This window comes from Streptomyces sp. NPDC079020, from assembly GCF_044542225.1.
Taxonomy (GTDB): Bacteria; Actinomycetota; Actinomycetes; order Streptomycetales; family Streptomycetaceae; genus Streptomyces.
In genome coordinates, this window is sequence record NZ_JBITUB010000013.1 from 174,188 (window position 1) to 189,031 (window position 14,844).

Here is a 14,844-nt window from a genome sequence, read left to right on the forward strand (position 1 = left end):
CCCCTGTCATGGGGGTCCCGCCGGGCCCGGAATGGATGCCGCGCCCCCCAGGTTTTAGCCTGTGGGGGCGCGGCTTTTCCGTATGCCTGCGGGGTTTGCGCGGCCCGCGCTTGTGACAGCACAGAGGAACGAGGCACAGATGACCGACCCGGTGACGCTGGACGGCGAGGGTTCGATCGGCGAGTTCGACGAGAAGCGGGCCGAGGCGGCGGTGCGCGAGCTGCTCATCGCGGTCGGAGAGGACCCGGACCGTGAGGGCCTGCGGGAGACGCCGGGGCGGGTGGCACGGGCGTACAAGGAGATATTCGCGGGCCTGTACCAGGAGCCCGAGGACGTGCTGACGACCACGTTCGACCTGGGCCACGACGAGATGGTGCTGGTGAAGGACATCGAGGTGTTCAGCACATGTGAACACCACCTGGTGCCGTTCCGGGGCGTCGCGCACGTCGGCTACATCCCGGCGACCACCGGGAAGATCACCGGCCTGTCGAAGCTGGCCCGGCTGGTCGACGTCTACGCCCGCCGCCCGCAGGTCCAGGAGCGCCTCACCACGCAGATCGCCGAGTCGCTGATGCAGATACTGGAGCCGCGCGGTGTGATCGTCGTCGTCGAGTGCGAGCACATGTGCATGTCGATGCGGGGCATCCGCAAGCCCGGCGCGAAGACGATCACCTCGGCCGTACGGGGTCAGCTCCGCGATGCCGCGACGCGCGCCGAGGCCATGAGCCTCATCATGGCGCACTGACGCGGTACGGCTCCGGGCCGCGGCCGGGGCGGTTCAGCCGGGAAGGGGACAGGGGCACGGCGCGCCGCTCACGCGGCGGCCGTGCTCTTGTCGTCGTCGTGGTCCTCCGGGAGCCGGCAGACCCGCTCCAGGAACATCGCGGCCGCGATCACGGCGATGCCCGCCACCACCGCGAGGCCCGCGTAGATGGCCTGGTCGCGACGGGGAGGGATGTCGAGGGAGCCGAGCAGATGGACGCCCACGCCGCCGTACAACCCGGCGACCAGGGCGGCGACCAGGGCGCTCGCCTGGCCGAAGACGACCGCGCGGGCGGCCATCAGCGGCTCGACGCCCTTCGCTCCCGGCCGGCGCTCGCGCTGGGCGCGCAGCCGGGCGCGGAGGGAGATGGCCGTGGCGAGCAGGACCACCGCGATCACCGCGAGCACGACCGGGGCGGCCAGCGGCACGCTCGGCAGGCTGTCCAGCGAGTCCCAGAGCCTGGCCACGCCCCAGGACAGCACCCCGGCGCCGGCGAAAAGGCCCGCCAGCACCCTGAGCCGTAGCTGCTTCACCGCGTGAGCCACCCTTCGCCGCCGTTTGCCGGTCCGGCCGCCTCGGGGCGGCCCGTGTCCTCGAAGCCTAACGACTACTCGGGCAGCCGGAGTTCCAGATCGGCACGGGGCAGTACGCCCTCGCGCCCCACCCCGGCCAGCAGGTCGGCGACCGCTCCGGTGCCGGGCAGCCGGGCCTCGGGGTCCACGTCGTGCCACGGGGCGAGCACGAAGGCCCGCTCGTGGGCGCGGGGGTGGGGAAGCGTGAGCGTCGGATCGTCGGAGACCACATCGGCGTACGACACGATGTCGACGTCGATCGTGCGCGGTGCCCAGCGCTCGTCGCGGACCCGGTCGAAGGCCTCCTCGATGGCCTGACCGCGCTCCAGCAGGGAGGACGGGGGCAGGGTCGTCTTCACGACGACCACCGCGTTGAAGTACGAGGGCTGGGAGCCGGGCTCGACGCCCCAGGGCTCCGTCTCGTAGACCGGGGAGACCGCTTTGACCCGCAGGCCGGGGGTGTCCTCCAGCGCGTCGATGGCACCCTGGAGAGTTTCCATGCGGTTGCCCAGATTCGAGCCGAGCGAGAGCACCGCCCGCTTGGGGTTGGAGAGGGTGATGTCCGCGGCGTCCACCTGCTCGACCACGGCGGCGGGGACCGGCTGTACGGTCGGGTCGCTCTGCCCCTCGGTGGAAAACGCGGTCATGCTCGGCTCCGGGTGATGGTGATGGTCACGTCGTCGAAGGGGACGGTGATCGGGGCGTCCGGCTTGTGCACGATCACCTCCACTTCCTGGACTCCTTCGTGCGTGAGGCACTGCTGGGCGATGCGCTCGGCGAGCGTCTCGATCAGATCGACCGGTTCGCCCTGGACGACGCCGACGACCTCCTCCGCGACCACGCCGTAGTGCACGGTGCGCGACAGGTCGTCGGCCGCCGCGGCGGGGCGGGTGTCGAGGCCGAGCACCAGATCCACGATGAAGGTCTGGCCCTCTTCCCGTTCCCGGGGAAAGACGCCATGGTGCCCACGGGCCTTGAGGCCGCGCAGCGCGACACGATCCACGCGAATCACTCCTGCTGTCGTTGGTCGTCGAGGCACATGGCCGCGTGCGGGCGGCGGTGTGCCTTCCTTCGAATCTACCTGCGAGCACCGACAGTGCTCGCCCGTGGGGGCTGTGGTCAGGACCTCACGGGACTGGTAGCCGCCCCTACCCCGTGGCTCCGGAGCCCAACCCCCACCGGGCGGGTACCCGCTCAGGAGGGGTTCTCCCCGTCCTCGTCCTCACCGTTTTCGGTCAGTACGGGAGAGCCGTGGTGCGACCAGAGCTTCCAGCCGTCGGATGTGCGGCGGAACACATTGGTGGCGACGACGAGCTGTCCGACGAGGGGGCCCAGGGAGTTGCCCTCCTCGGCCGGGCCGCCGCTCAGGATGTTCTCCGTGCAGGTGACCAGCGCGGTGTCGCCGGTCATGGCGACGGAGACATCGGTGAGGAAGAACTGGATGTACTCGGTGTTCGCCATGATCAGCGCGTAACTGCGCAGTACCTCCCCGCGGCCCGCGAGTACCGGCCAGCCGGGGTGCACACAGGAGACGGTGAGGTCCTCGCCCGGCAGCCAGAGGCCGGAGAGCTCCTCGAAGTCCCCGCGCTCCATCGCCTCGTAGAAGGCCCTGTTGGCCTGCTCGACCTCCGCGATGTCCTCGGCGGCCTGTGCCCGGTCGTCGTTCACGCGGCTCCTTCCACGGCACGGGCGACCCGCACGGCGTCGGCGGTGGCCCGGACCTCGTGGACCCGGACGGCCCAGGCGCCCGCCCGGGCGGAGAGGGCGGAGACCGCGGCCGTCGCGGCGTCGCGCTCCCGGGCCGGCGGCGGGGCGGAGCCCGGCCCGGCCAGGACATGGCCGAGGAACCGCTTGCGGGAGGCGGCGACGAGCAGCGGGCGGCCCAGGGTGCGCAGCTCGCCCAGGTGCGCGACGAGCGAGAGGTCGTGGGTGGCGTCCTTGGCGAAGCCGAGGCCCGGGTCGATCACCAGGCGTTCGGGGGCCACCCCGCCGGCGATCACGGCGTCCATCCGCTCCCGCAGCTCCGCGACGACCTCGGCGACGACGTCCTCGTACACCGCCCGGCTGTTCATGGACTCGCTGAAGCCGCGCCAGTGCATGACGACGAACGGCACACCGGCGGCGGCGACGACCGGGACCATGTCCGGGTCGGCGAGGCCGCCGCTGACGTCGTTGACCAGGGCCGCACCTGCGGCGACGGCCTGTTCGGCGACGCGGGCCCGCATGGTGTCCACGGAGACGGTGACGCCCTCGGCGGCCAGCTCCCGCACGACGGGGACCACCCGCCGCAGCTCCTCCGACTCGTCGACCCGGCTGGCGCCCGGCCGGGTCGACTCACCGCCGACGTCGACCAGGTCCGCGCCCTCGGCCACCAGGTCGAGGCCGTGCTTGACCGCGGCCCTGGTGTCGAACCAGCGGCCCCCGTCGGAGAAGGAATCGGGGGTCACGTTGACGACCCCCATGACCGCACAGCGGTCCCACTCCGGCAGGCCTCGCACCGTGCCCCGTCCGCGCAACGTACTCATACGACCAGCGTAGGCCCGTACGGCGGCCGGTCACGCAGCGCGTACCCCGGGCTCCTGGCCGCGCTGGGCCTGATGGGGGCACGGGCGGGGGCGGCGGGCCCGGAACGGGCGGGGCAGCGAGAGGTTCACGAAGCCCTCGGCCTGCATCGCCGCGAAGCCGATGCGGGGCAGGTCACGGCCGGTGCGGAAGACGACGAAGCGGGGTTCCCAGCGCGGCCGGAACTTGGCGTTGAACTTGTACAGCGACTCGATCTGGAACCAGCGCGAGAGGAAGATCAGCAGCCCGCGCCAGCAGCGCAGCACCGGTCCCGCTCCCAGCCGCTCGCCCCGGGCCAGTGCCGAGCGGAACATCGCGAAGTTCAGCGACACCCGGGTGACGCCCAGCTTGGGGGCGGCCTGGAGGGAGGCGACGATCAGCAGCTCGTTCATGCCGGGGTCGGCGGAGCGGTCGCGGCGCATCAGTTCGAGGGACATTCCGTCGCGCCCCCAGGGCACGAAGTGGAGCACGGCCTTCAGGTCCCCGTACGGGGACTCCTCCCCGGGGCCGGAGCCGGCGAGGTGGGCGGTGGCGATGACGCAGTCGCCGTCGCCGGGGTCGCCGATCCGGCCGAGCGCCATGGAGAAGCCGCGCTCGGTGTCGGTGCCGCGCCAGTCGGCGGCGGCCGCCCGGATGCGTTCCAGTTCGGTGTCACCGATGTCCCGTACGCGCCGGACCCGGGTCTCGTAACCGTTACGTTCGATGCGCTTGACCATCTGGCGCACGTTCCGCATAGCCCGCCCGGCGAGGGAGAAATCCGCGACGTCCACCACCGCCTCGTCGCCCAGTTCCAGGGCGGAGAGCCCGGTCTCGCGGGTCCAGACCTCGCCGCCGGTCTCACTGCACCCCATCACGGCGGGGGTCCAGGAGTGGGCCTTCGCCTCGTCCATGAAGCGCTCGATGGCGCCGGGCCAGGCCTCCACGTCGCCGATCGGGTCGCCGCTGGCGAGCATCACCCCGGACACCACCCGGTAGCAGACGGCGGCCTTGCCGCTGGGGGAGAAGACGACGCCCTTGTCGCGGCGGAGCGCGAAGTGGCCGAGCGAGTCGCGGCCGCCGTGCCGCTCCAGCAGCGCCCGCAGCCGGGCCTCGTCGTCCTCGGTGAGGCGGGCGGCCGGGTGCTCGGGGCGGAAGGCGAGGTACACGGTGGTGACGGCGGTCAGCAGGCCGAGGGCGCCGAGCGAGTACGCCACGGTCCAGGAGGTCCGCCCGGCGTAGTAGACGGGGCCCTCGAAGCCGAACAGTCCGTACATCACGTGCTGGAGGCGGTCGGCGATGGACGGGGTCCCGACGACCCGGCCGGGGTGGACGCTGACGATGACCAGACCGAGCACGAGCGAACCCGCACCGAGCAGTACGAAGTTGGCCAGTGCCCTCCAACGGCTCCGTGGGTCGGGAAGCGCGCGGAATTCACTCCGGTGGCGCACCAGCAGGTAACACAGCGTCAGGGAGACGAGGACGCCGACGACCGAGTGACGGTACGCGAACTGCGCGGCGGCCCCGGCCGGGAGCAGCACGACGGCGGCCCGCCAGGCCCTCCGCTTGTGCCGCTTCAGCCCGTGCGCCAGCAGGAGCAGCAGCAGCCCCGCGCTCAGCGAGAGCGCTGCGGCGAACGGGCCGAGGGCGCCGGGGAGCACCTCGGCGACGGTGTGCATCCGGCTGTGCCGGAATCGGGGGAAGATACCTGCGGCGACATCGATCAGACCGACGACGGCGCAGGCGCTGCCGACCAGGGCAGGTATGGATTCGGGTCGCGGCCCGCGTACGAACTTGCGTACGCGTTGCGGAACCGACCCTGATTTATCCCCATCTAGCGTGACAGACATCGCTTCCCGTGGCTCCGCGAGAGATTGTTAGGTCCGTCGGCCGAAGCCCCTACGGACGATGTGCGCCCTCTAGGACGAGGCTTCCGGGGAGTGGGTTCCTCCGCATTCCGGAAAATTCCTGCACAGAAAGCTCGACTTCACTCATGGGTCTCACCAGCAACGCTGTTCTGGCGCTGGCGGCATCACTGGCCGTCCTGCTGTTCGCCGCCACGATCTGGCTCTGGCCGCGGCTGGCACGCCACGGTGTCCGCGCGGTCGCGGGCCGGATCGGGCTGCTGCTGGCGACCCAGGTGGCGGTGTTCGTCTCGGTCGGCCTGCTGGCGAACAACTCGTTCCTCTTCTACGGCTCCTGGGCCGACCTCTTCGGGCAGCAGCAGGACCTGGGCGTGGTCACCGATCACGCGGGCGGTTCGCCCGCCTCCGGGAACATGGTCCGGGTGGGCACCCAGACGCCGGACGTGCCGGGCGGCAGCCGGCCCACGAAGGGCGGGCGGATCGACAAGGTCGTCGTCTCCGGGCGGGCCTCGGACATCGAGAGCCCGGCGTACGTCTATCTGCCGCCGGAGTACTTCCAGCCGGCCTACGCCGGGCGGAAGTTCCCGGCCGTCGTCGTGCTCACGGGCTACCCGGGCACGGCCGAGAACCTGCTCAAGGGGCTCCGCTACCCGCAGACGGCACTGGAGCGGGTGAAGGCGGGCAAGGCGCAGCCGATGATCCTGGTGATGCTGCGGCCCACGGTGGCGCCCCCCAGGGACACCGAGTGCGTGGACATCGCCGACGGGCCGCAGACGGAGACGTTCTTCGCGAAGGATCTGCCCCGGGCGATCTCGGAGTCGTACCGGGTCGGGAAGAAGGCCCGTAACTGGGGCATCATCGGCAACTCGACCGGCGGCTACTGCGCGCTCAAGATCGGGCTGCACCACCCGGACCGGTTCTCGGTGAGCGTCGGGCTGTCCGCGTACTACAAGGCGGCCGAGGACCCGACGACGGGCGATCTGTTCCACGGCGACGAGGCGGCGCGCAACCGGGCCGACCTGCTGTGGACCCTGGAGAACCGGCCCCCGGCCGGCGGGTCCTTCCTGGTCACGACGTCACGTCAGGGCGAGGGGAACCTCAGGGGGACCAAGGACTTCATCAAGCGGGTGAAGGCTCCCGCGCGGGTGTCCTCGATCGTGCTCGACAGCGGCGGGCACAACTTCAACACCTGGCGGCGGGAGATCCCTTCGGCCCTGGACTGGATGAGCGGCAGGCTGAGCGAGAACTGAGCGCGGCGGCGGGAGGGCGGCCGCCCCGTCAGGAGGCGCTGACCCTCGCCACGGTCTCCACGGCGACCTCGGCGCGCGGCAGGTGCTGGGCGTCCGCGTCGATCGAGCGGCGCAGGGCCTCGTGCAGCCGGGCCGGGGTGAGGACACCGAGGAAGCGGCCGGTGCTCTCCTCGTCGATGACCGCGATCCAGCCCGCGTCGTGCTGGAGCATGGTGGCGAAGGCCTGTTTGAGCGGGGCGCCGAGCGGGAGCCACGCCTCCATGCGGCGGGCGTGTTCGCGGACCGTGCCCCCGTCGCCGGAGGCGGTGCCGGTGGCGGTGGCGGTGCCGGTGCCGGTGGCGGAGATCCAGCCGTGCAGATTGTCCTGTCCGTCCAGGACGACCGCCCAGCGCGCGCCCTCGGCCCGGAGCCGTTCGGTGGCCGTGGTGAGCGGGTCGTCGAGGTGGACGACGGGCGGCTGGTCGAGGTCGCTCTCCTCGATCGGTGTCACCGACAGCCGCTTCAGGCCGCGGTCGGCGCCGACGAAGTCCGCGACGTACGGCGTGGCGGGCGCGCCGAGCACGGTGGCGGGGGAGTCGAACTGCTCGATGCGGCCCTGTCCGTAGACGGCGATGCGGTCCCCGAGCCGGACGGCCTCCTCGATGTCGTGGGTGACGAACAGCACGGTTTTCCTGACCTGCGCCTGGAGTTTCAGGAATTCGTTCTGGAGCCGTTCACGGACGACGGGGTCGACCGCCCCGAAAGGTTCATCCATCAGCAGTACGGGCGGGTCGGCGGCCAATGCGCGGGCCACACCGACACGTTGGCGCTGTCCGCCGGAGAGCTGTTCCGGATAACGGCCGCCATAAACGGAAGGATCGAGTCCGACCAGGTCGAGGAGTTCGGCGGCGCGCGCGCGGCCCTTTCCGCGGTTCCAGCCGAGGAGATGGGGCACGGTCGCGGTGTTCTCCAGGACCGTTTTGTGCGGGAAGAGGCCGACCTGCTGGATCACATAGCCGATCCGGCGCCGGAGCCGGACGGGGTCGATGGCGGATATGTCGTCCCCGTCGAGGAATATCCGTCCCTCGGTCGGTTCGATCAGCCGGTTCACCATCTTCATGGTGGTCGTCTTGCCGCAGCCGGAAGGCCCGACGAGCGTGACCAGTTCCCCCTCGGCGACCTCGAAGGAAAGGTCGTCGACGGCGGTGGTGCCGTCCGTGTACCGCTTGGTGACGTGCTCGAAACGGATCATGATTCCCCATGGTGACGGGCGTTCTGTGAAGGACATGCTGCCGGAATGCGACAGCCTCGGCGATTGTCAGTGGTCGAGGATAGGCTCGCCAGACATGTGTTCGGGGCGGCATCGTGAAGGAAAGCAGGGGGTGGGGGACGGATGGCCGGAGAGAACTGCCTGGTGGCGAACGACTGGATCTGCGGGGAGTATCTGCGCTCCCGCAGCCAGGAGTTGACCGACGCGACCGTGCAGCACATCTGGATCACGGTGGTTTCGGTGCTGATCGGCCTCGCGGTCGCCTTTCCGCTGGCGCTGCTCGCGCGCCGCGGACGGCACTTCGCCGGGCCGGTGCTGGGGCTGACCACCGTGCTCTACACCGTGCCGTCGCTGGCGATGTTCTCGCTGCTGCTGCCGCTGTTCGGACTCTCCGCGGCGCTTGTCGTCACGGGACTGGTGCTTTATTCGCTGACCATTCTCGTGCGGAACATCCTGGCCGGACTCGAAGCCGTTCCGCAGGAGGCGAAGGACGCCGCCCGGGGCATGGGGTACGGCCCCGCCCGGCTGCTCTGGGAGGTGGAGCTGCCCCTCGCGCTGCCCGCGCTGATGGCGGGACTGCGCATCGCCACCGTGTCGACGGTCGCGCTGACGACCGTCGGTTCGCTCGTCGGCAAGGGCGGGCTCGGCAATCTCATCGAGGACGCGCTGCCGAGCTTCTTCAAGGCCCAGGTGCTGACCGCGTCGGTGCTCTGTGTGCTGCTCGCGGTGGTGGCCGATCTGCTGCTGCTCGGGCTCCAGCGGCTGCTGACGCCCTGGACCCGCATACGGACGACGGCGGGCCCGGCGGACGGGGCGGGCGGCCCGGAGGATCCGGTGGGCGGCCGGGCGGGTGCGGTGGGACCGAGGAGTGCGGCGGCGACGTCCGCCGTCGCGAAGGTGGAGGCGGGCTGACCCGTGGGAGTCGTCGCAGACGCCTGGACCTGGCTCGTCACCGGGTCCAACTGGTCGGGGGAGAACGGGGCCGCGCACCGGCTCGGTGAGCATCTGTACGTCAGTGGGGTGGCGCTCGCGGTGGCCTGCGCCATCGCCCTGCCCCTCGCCCTGTATCTGGGCCACATCGGCAAGGGGGGCGCGCTCGCGGTCAACATCTCCAACGTGGGCCGGGCGATACCCGTCTTCGCGGTCCTGGCCCTCTTCATGGTCACGCCCCTGCGTAACTCCGGCTATCTCCCCACGGTCATCGCCCTGGTGCTGTTCGCCGTGCCGCCGCTGCTGACCAACGCCTACGTCGGGATGACGGAGGTGGACCGGTCGGTGGTGGAGGCCGCCCGCGGCATGGGGATGTCCGGCGGACAGCTCTTCGTACGGGTCGAACTGCCGCTGGCCTACCCGATGATCATGACCGGGCTGCGGTCCGCCGCCGTCCAGGTGGTGGCCACCGCCTCGATCGCGGCGATGGTCGGCCTCGGTGGCCTGGGCCGGATCATCACCGCCGGATTCAACACGTACGACACCGCGCAGGTCTTCGCCGGTGCGGTGCTGGTGGCCCTGCTGGCCCTGGTGGTGGAAGGGGTGCTGGTCGCCCTGGACCGGCTGCTGTCCCCGCTGCGCCGCCGCCGGAGCGCCTGACCGCCGTGCGGCGCCGTGCCCGCACCGGCGCGGCCGGGTGCCCGGCACGACCGCCTTCTGACGGCCGGTCACTCACACTTCACCCTCTTCCCCTCTTCTGTCTGGACGGAGAACAACATGAGCAGGACCTCGCGCATAGCGGGTGCGGTCATCGGCATGGTGGCACTGGCCGGGTCGCTCGCGGCCTGCGGCGGCGACAGCCTGGAAGAGGAGAAGGGCGGCTCCGGCAACGCGGCCGGCTCGGGTGACAAGAAGGGCTCGCTCGTCGTGGGCTCCGCCTCGTTCACCGAGTCCAAGGTGCTCGCCGAGCTGTACGCGCAGATCCTGGCCGACGCCGGTTACAGCACCTCGATCACTACAGTGAAGAACCGTGAGCTGTACGAACCCTCGCTGGAGAAGGGCGAGATCGATGTCGTGCCGGAATATGCCGCCACGATCGCCGAATTCCTCAACGCCAAGGTGAACGGGTCCAAGGAGGCCGAGAAGAAGCCGGTGGCCTCCGGCGATGCCACGGCCACGGTCGCCGCGCTGGAGAAGCTCGCCACCCCGCTCGGGCTGAAGGTGCTTCCGGCCGGTGTGGCCGTCGACCAGAACGCCTTCGCGGTCTCCGAGGAATTCGCCGCGAAGAACAAGCTCAAGACGCTTTCCGATCTCGGTGCGTCGAAGATCAAGGTGAAGATCGCGGCGGGCGACGAGTGCGAGGTGCGGCCCTTCTGCGCACCCGGTCTGAAGAAGACCTACGGCATTGATGTCACCGGTATCGACCCCAAGGGCGTCGGGACTCCGCAGTCCAAGCAGGCCGTCAAGGACGGCAAGGACCAGTTGGTCCTGACGACCACCACGGACGCGGTGCTCGACGGGCTGGTGTTCCTGGAGGACGACAAGAAGCTCCAGAACGCCGACAACATCCTTCCAGTGCTCAATGCCAAGGACGCGGGCGCCCAGGACATCGCCGACGCTCTCGGGAAGCTCACCGGCACACTCACCACACAGGATCTGGCGGAACTGAACCGCAAGGTCGACGCCGAGCGTGCCAAGCCCGAGGACGCGGCCAAGGAGTATCTGCGGGCGAAGGGCCTGATCAAGAAGTGACGAGGTGACGGACGGGCGCCCGGATGAACCGGAATCGGGCGCCCGTCCGAACGCGATACGGGGCGCCCGTCCGAACGCGATACGGGATGCCCGGACGAACTCCACACCGGGCGCCCGGACAAACTCCACACGGGACGCCCGTTCCGTGCTTTTAGGGCCTCTCGGGGCGTCGCGGAAGTGCTTTGGCGGGGCGTGAGGTAACCGGCGGGGAACAGATTCCCGGGTGGCCCCCCAAGGCGCCCGTACACACGGTAAATTTCAGGCCATGCCACGTGGACGCCACCGCCATTCGCCACCCCTTCACAGAATCCTGCCGCCCTCGGCGGTGGCCGGAGTGTCGGTCGTCGGTGCCGCCGGCGCCTGGCTGCTGACCGAACCCCTGGTCCTGCGTGGACTGGTGGCGGCCGTGGCCGCCACCGCCGTCACCGGCGCGTATCTGATGCGCAGCTGGGACCGGGCCGCCGGACTGCGTGTCGCCGAGCTGACGCGGGCGCGCGCCGGCGACGAGTGGCGCGCCGAGGAGCGGGCGGCCGAGCTGGAGCAGGACCTGGAGGAGGCGCGCGAGCTGCGCGCCCGGCTGGAGACGAAGCTGCGCCGCAAGCGCGTGGAGCTCGCCGGACTGCGCGGGGAGCACGCCGCGCTGCTGCGCCGGTACGCGAACGCCGAGACGGAGCGCGCCAGCGCACTGGAGGGGCGCAGGCAGCTCGCGATCGAGGCGGCAGCCACCCCGCGCGCGCTTCCCGCCGCCCGGTCCACGCCGACCCCCGGCGCGTATCTGCGCGCCGCCCAGGCCCTCGCGGACCTCCCGCGCAACGCCGCGCTCCAGGAGGCCCGTCGCACCGCCGAGCAGGCCAGGAAGCGGGAGCTCCCGGCAGGCGCGGGGACGGCGCCCGGCGCGCCCGGCCCGGCCACGGCGCCCGGAAACGGTACGGGCGCCGGTCCGGCAGTCGCTGCGGCCGCCGGTACGGGCGGCCCTCAGCACCGCCGTCCGCCGGCCGCCCTGCCCGCGCCGCAGCTCCCCCCGGCGTCCACGGCGCCCGTCCATGTGCCGCGCAGCGCCCCGGGGGCCTCGGCCGTCGTTCCGTACGCCGCAGCGCGCCGGCACCTGGTCCCGCAGGGCAGTTTCGACTTCTTCGGTACGCAGAAGGCCGGCACCGCGATCGAGGCCGTGCAGGACGAGGACCTCGCGGACGTGGTCGGCGAGGAGGCACTGGCCGTCCACCGCACGGGCACCGGCGAGAACCGCGCCGTGGGCAAGGTCATCGACCTCACCGTGCACGACGAGACCGAGCAGCTGGACGTGGTGGAGCTGCGCACCGCCATCTCGTAGGGGCCGCTCACCGCCTCGTAGGGCCGCTCACCGCGATCTCGTAGGGGAGCCGCGCGCCGCCGTCCGCGCGCCGCCGTCCCGTGGCGCGTCAGCGGGACACGTCTGTGGGGCGCGTCAGCGGGGGCTTGTCCGTGGGGGTGTTTCGTCCGCCGTACTACTTGTCGATGTCCCCGACGACGAAGAACAGCGAGCCCAGGATCGCGACCATGTCCGCGACCAGCGTGCCCGGCAGCAGTTCGGTGAGCGCCTGGATGTTGTTGAACGACGCGGACCGGAGCTTCAGCCGGTACGGGGTCTTCTCGCCCTTGGACACCAGGTAGTAGCCGTTGATGCCGAGCGGGTTCTCGGTCCAGGCGTAGGTGTGGCCCTCCGGGGCCTTGAGCACCTTGGGCAGCCGCTGGTTGACGGGTCCGGGCGACAGGTCCGCCATCCGGTCCAGGCACGCGTCCGCCAGGTCCAGGGCGTTGACCGTCTGCTCCAGCAGGCACTCGAAGCGGGCCAGGCAGTCGCCCTCGGCGCGGGTGACGACCTTCAGGGTGTCCTGGAGTTCGCCGTACGCGAGATACGGCTCGTCGCGCCGCAGATCGAAGTCGACCCCCGAGGCGCGGGCGATCGGCCCGGAGACCCCGTAGGCGTGCACCGCCCCGGCGGAGAGCACCCCCACACCACGGGTGCGGCCCCGGAAGATCTCGTTGCCGAGCACCAGGTCCTCGTAGACGTCCATCCGGGACCGGACCGAGGCCACGGCCTCCCGGGCCCGGCCCGTCCAGCCCGCCGGAAGGTCCTCCTTGAGCCCGCCGACCCGGTTGAACATGTAGTGCATCCGGCCCCCGGAGACCTCCTCCATCACGGCCTGGAGCTCCTCGCGCTCCCGGAACGCGTAGAACACCGGGGTGATCCCGCCGAGTTCGAGGGGGTAGGAGCCGAGGAACATCAGGTGGTTCAGGACCCGGTTCAGTTCGGCGAGGAGCGTGCGCGTCCAGACGGCGCGCTCCGGGACCTCCATGCCGAGCATGCGCTCGACGGCCATGACGACGCCCAGCTCGTTCGAGAACGCGGAGAGCCAGTCGTGGCGGTTGGCGAGCATCACGATCTGCCGGTAGTCCCGGGCCTCGAAGAGTTTCTCCGCGCCGCGGTGCATATAGCCGATGACGGGCTCGGCGTGCTGGATCCGCTCGCCGTCGAGGACGAGCCGCAGACGGAGGACGCCGTGCGTGGAGGGGTGCTGCGGCCCGATGTTGAGCACCATGTCGGTGCTCTCCGCCGCGCCGCCGATGCCGACTGTCGTCTCCGTCATGCGGGACAGTATTCCCTGACCGCCGGGGCGCGGGGCCTTGTGGGCGCGATCCGGGGACCGGCGGAGCGGGTCCGGTGCGGGCCACGCGACGGTCCGGCGCGGGTCCGACGACTGTTCCGCGACGGCCCGGTGCCGGTCCGGGGGCCGGTCCGGGGCCCGCAGCCGTCCCGGCCGTCCCCGCCGCACCGGTCACCCCGGCGGGCGCGGCCGTGAGCGGGCGGCATCCGGGGCCCGGTCCACCCGGTGCGTGAGCCACCCGAAGTCACCCAGACCGCCCCGGGCGGTCAGCTCCGCCGCTTCGCCCGCCGCGGAGAGCGCCCGGACGTAACCGGCCGGATCTGCCGAGGCCATCGCCAGCGGCGGACGGTCCCCGCTGATGCCCAGCTCGCGCAGGGCCGAGCGCTGGTCGGTGAGCTCCGGCGGTACGACGCCCCTGTCTGCCTCCGCCTCCACCGCGGCCGCGCACGCGTCCAGCGCCACGTGCGAGGTGAGGTCGCAGGAGCCGTCCGGCACCGGCCGGACCTCCCGCCCCGCCCGGAAGCCGGTCAGCGTCCCGTACGGCGGTCTCGCCCCCCGTACATGCGCGTAGTCCACCGCCACCGCGCGTCCGGCCGACAGCGACCGGACCGCCCGCGCCCAGGCCTCGTCGCGCGGCAGGCCGATCTCCGCCCGCTCGCCCGGCCGGGACAGCGGCCACCAGCTCCGCAGCCACCGCGCGTCGGCCCCGTCCACCGGATCGCCCAGCCGCTCCGCACCGTCCGAGGGGCGGACGAGGACATAGCGGGCGATGCCGTCGGCATCCGCCTCCGCGATCCGGGTGGGCACGTTGTCCAGCCACTCATTGGCGAACAGCACCCCGCTGACCCCCCGCGGCAGCTCGGCGCACCACTCGATCCGGGGATCCAGACCGGGCGGGCGCCCGGCGAGCTCCACGGCGTACGCCCGTACCGTCAGCCACTTCGGGACGGCGCCCAGCACCCCGGTCAGCAGCTCGCCCCGGCCCGACCCCACGTCCACCAGATCGACCGTTTCCGTCCCCAGCTCACGCGCGGTTCCGGTCAGCAGCCGGGCGACGGCGACGGCGAACAGCGGTGAGACATGGACCGACGTGCGGAAATGGCCCGCCGGTCCCTCCGGGCTCCGGTAGAAGCCCCCTTCTCCGTACAAAGCGGTCTCGGCCGCCTCCTGCCACCCACGCCACTCATCCGTCACGTGGGAAAGTCTCCACCTTGGGGAGTACGTGCCGGGACCCGGATCGGCCCTCCGGTTGACCCGGGCACCGATCCTCTGTCCCTACG

The 14,844-nt window shown here is 71.6% G+C and carries 15 protein-coding genes; 6 read left to right on the forward strand and 9 right to left on the reverse strand.

Translation table 11 applies throughout. The features are described from left to right. Window positions 1–139 precede the first annotated feature (139 nt). The gene (folE, locus tag ACIGJO_RS26175) at window positions 140–745 is read left to right on the forward strand and encodes a GTP cyclohydrolase I FolE (RefSeq protein ID WP_399961973.1); all 606 of its coding nucleotides are present in this window, start codon (window positions 140–142) and stop codon (window positions 743–745) included. Window positions 746–813: 68 nt separating this feature from the next. Here the strand turns inward: folE and ACIGJO_RS26180 are convergent, their stop codons facing one another. From ACIGJO_RS26180 to ACIGJO_RS26205, 6 genes are all read right to left on the reverse strand, one after another. Next, window positions 814–1,296: a DUF3180 domain-containing protein gene (locus tag ACIGJO_RS26180; RefSeq protein ID WP_399961975.1), complete on the reverse strand. Its 483-nt coding sequence runs from the start codon at window positions 1,294–1,296 to the stop codon at window positions 814–816. Between the two features lie 74 nt (window positions 1,297–1,370). Beyond that, window positions 1,371–1,982, reverse strand: a complete 612-nt coding sequence (gene folK / locus ACIGJO_RS26185) for a 2-amino-4-hydroxy-6-hydroxymethyldihydropteridine diphosphokinase (protein ID WP_399961977.1) — start codon at window positions 1,980–1,982, stop codon at window positions 1,371–1,373. Then, entirely contained in the window at window positions 1,979–2,338 is a 360-nt protein-coding gene (folB, locus tag ACIGJO_RS26190) for a dihydroneopterin aldolase (protein ID WP_399961979.1), read from the reverse strand. Before folB ends, folK begins: the two co-directional genes overlap by 4 nt. Before the next feature lie 191 nt (window positions 2,339–2,529). Continuing rightward, window positions 2,530–3,003 (reverse strand): nuclear transport factor 2 family protein, encoded by a 474-nt coding sequence (locus tag ACIGJO_RS26195; protein WP_399961981.1) that lies wholly within the window; start codon window positions 3,001–3,003, stop codon window positions 2,530–2,532. Then, the gene (gene folP, locus ACIGJO_RS26200; protein WP_399962106.1) at window positions 3,000–3,797 is read right to left on the reverse strand and encodes a dihydropteroate synthase; all 798 of its coding nucleotides are present in this window, start codon (window positions 3,795–3,797) and stop codon (window positions 3,000–3,002) included. The genes ACIGJO_RS26195 and folP overlap by 4 nt, the downstream gene beginning before the upstream one ends. 93 nt (window positions 3,798–3,890) lie before the next feature. Next, window positions 3,891–5,723 carry a phosphatidylglycerol lysyltransferase domain-containing protein gene (locus ACIGJO_RS26205; RefSeq protein ID WP_399961983.1) on the reverse strand — a complete coding sequence of 611 codons (1,833 nt, stop codon included), beginning with the start codon at window positions 5,721–5,723 and terminating at the stop codon, window positions 3,891–3,893. Window positions 5,724–5,866: 143 nt separating this feature from the next. Between ACIGJO_RS26205 and ACIGJO_RS26210 the strand changes: the two genes are divergently transcribed. Further along, window positions 5,867–6,988: an alpha/beta hydrolase gene (locus ACIGJO_RS26210; RefSeq protein ID WP_399961985.1), complete on the forward strand. Its 1,122-nt coding sequence runs from the start codon at window positions 5,867–5,869 to the stop codon at window positions 6,986–6,988. A 28-nt stretch (window positions 6,989–7,016) separates the two neighbouring features. Here ACIGJO_RS26210 and ACIGJO_RS26215 read toward each other — a convergent pair whose 3' ends face one another. Continuing rightward, entirely contained in the window at window positions 7,017–8,219 is a 1,203-nt protein-coding gene (locus tag ACIGJO_RS26215) for an ABC transporter ATP-binding protein (protein ID WP_399961987.1), read from the reverse strand. 141 nt (window positions 8,220–8,360) lie between these two features. Between ACIGJO_RS26215 and ACIGJO_RS26220 the strand changes: the two genes are divergently transcribed. The 4 genes from ACIGJO_RS26220 to ACIGJO_RS26235 all read left to right on the forward strand — a co-directional run bounded on the left by ACIGJO_RS26220 (window position 8,361) and on the right by ACIGJO_RS26235 (window position 12,249). Next, complete coding sequence (locus tag ACIGJO_RS26220) at window positions 8,361–9,149, forward strand: ABC transporter permease (RefSeq protein WP_399961989.1); 789 nt, start codon at window positions 8,361–8,363, stop codon at window positions 9,147–9,149. 3 nt (window positions 9,150–9,152) lie between these two features. Then, window positions 9,153–9,827 carry an ABC transporter permease gene (locus ACIGJO_RS26225; RefSeq protein WP_399961991.1) on the forward strand — a complete coding sequence of 225 codons (675 nt, stop codon included), beginning with the start codon at window positions 9,153–9,155 and terminating at the stop codon, window positions 9,825–9,827. Window positions 9,828–9,944: 117 nt separating this feature from the next. Further along, entirely contained in the window at window positions 9,945–10,919 is a 975-nt protein-coding gene (locus ACIGJO_RS26230; protein WP_399961993.1) for an ABC transporter substrate-binding protein, read from the forward strand. A gap of 265 nt (window positions 10,920–11,184) precedes the next feature. Next, window positions 11,185–12,249: a hypothetical protein gene (locus tag ACIGJO_RS26235; RefSeq protein ID WP_399961996.1), complete on the forward strand. Its 1,065-nt coding sequence runs from the start codon at window positions 11,185–11,187 to the stop codon at window positions 12,247–12,249. Window positions 12,250–12,403: 154 nt separating this feature from the next. Here the strand turns inward: ACIGJO_RS26235 and ACIGJO_RS26240 are convergent, their stop codons facing one another. Beyond that, window positions 12,404–13,546, reverse strand: coding sequence for an NADH-quinone oxidoreductase subunit D (locus ACIGJO_RS26240; RefSeq protein ID WP_399961998.1), 1,143 nt, complete (start codon window positions 13,544–13,546; stop codon window positions 12,404–12,406). A gap of 189 nt (window positions 13,547–13,735) precedes the next feature. Continuing rightward, a complete protein-coding gene (locus tag ACIGJO_RS26245) occupies window positions 13,736–14,758 on the reverse strand; it encodes an SAM-dependent methyltransferase (RefSeq protein WP_399962000.1) in 1,023 nt (340 codons plus the stop codon). Window positions 14,759–14,844: the final 86 nt, after the last annotated feature.

What these genes read in the sequence shown, in the direction of transcription:
- folE (WP_399961973.1), top strand. Translation starts at nt 140, where the DNA reads ATGACCGACCCGGTGACGCTGGACGGCGAGGGTTCGATCGGCGAGTTC.
- folK (WP_399961977.1), bottom strand. Translation starts at nt 1,982, where the DNA reads ATGACCGCGTTTTCCACCGAGGGGCAGAGCGACCCGACCGTACAGCCG.
- folP (WP_399962106.1), bottom strand. Translation starts at nt 3,797, where the DNA reads ATGGGGGTCGTCAACGTGACCCCCGATTCCTTCTCCGACGGGGGCCGC.
- ACIGJO_RS26205 (WP_399961983.1), bottom strand. Translation starts at nt 5,723, where the DNA reads ATGTCTGTCACGCTAGATGGGGATAAATCAGGGTCGGTTCCGCAACGC.
- ACIGJO_RS26210 (WP_399961985.1), top strand. Translation starts at nt 5,867, where the DNA reads ATGGGTCTCACCAGCAACGCTGTTCTGGCGCTGGCGGCATCACTGGCC.
- ACIGJO_RS26215 (WP_399961987.1), bottom strand. Translation starts at nt 8,219, where the DNA reads ATGATCCGTTTCGAGCACGTCACCAAGCGGTACACGGACGGCACCACC.
- ACIGJO_RS26220 (WP_399961989.1), top strand. Translation starts at nt 8,361, where the DNA reads ATGGCCGGAGAGAACTGCCTGGTGGCGAACGACTGGATCTGCGGGGAG.
- ACIGJO_RS26230 (WP_399961993.1), top strand. Translation starts at nt 9,945, where the DNA reads ATGAGCAGGACCTCGCGCATAGCGGGTGCGGTCATCGGCATGGTGGCA.
- ACIGJO_RS26235 (WP_399961996.1), top strand. Translation starts at nt 11,185, where the DNA reads ATGCCACGTGGACGCCACCGCCATTCGCCACCCCTTCACAGAATCCTG.
- ACIGJO_RS26240 (WP_399961998.1), bottom strand. Translation starts at nt 13,546, where the DNA reads ATGACGGAGACGACAGTCGGCATCGGCGGCGCGGCGGAGAGCACCGAC.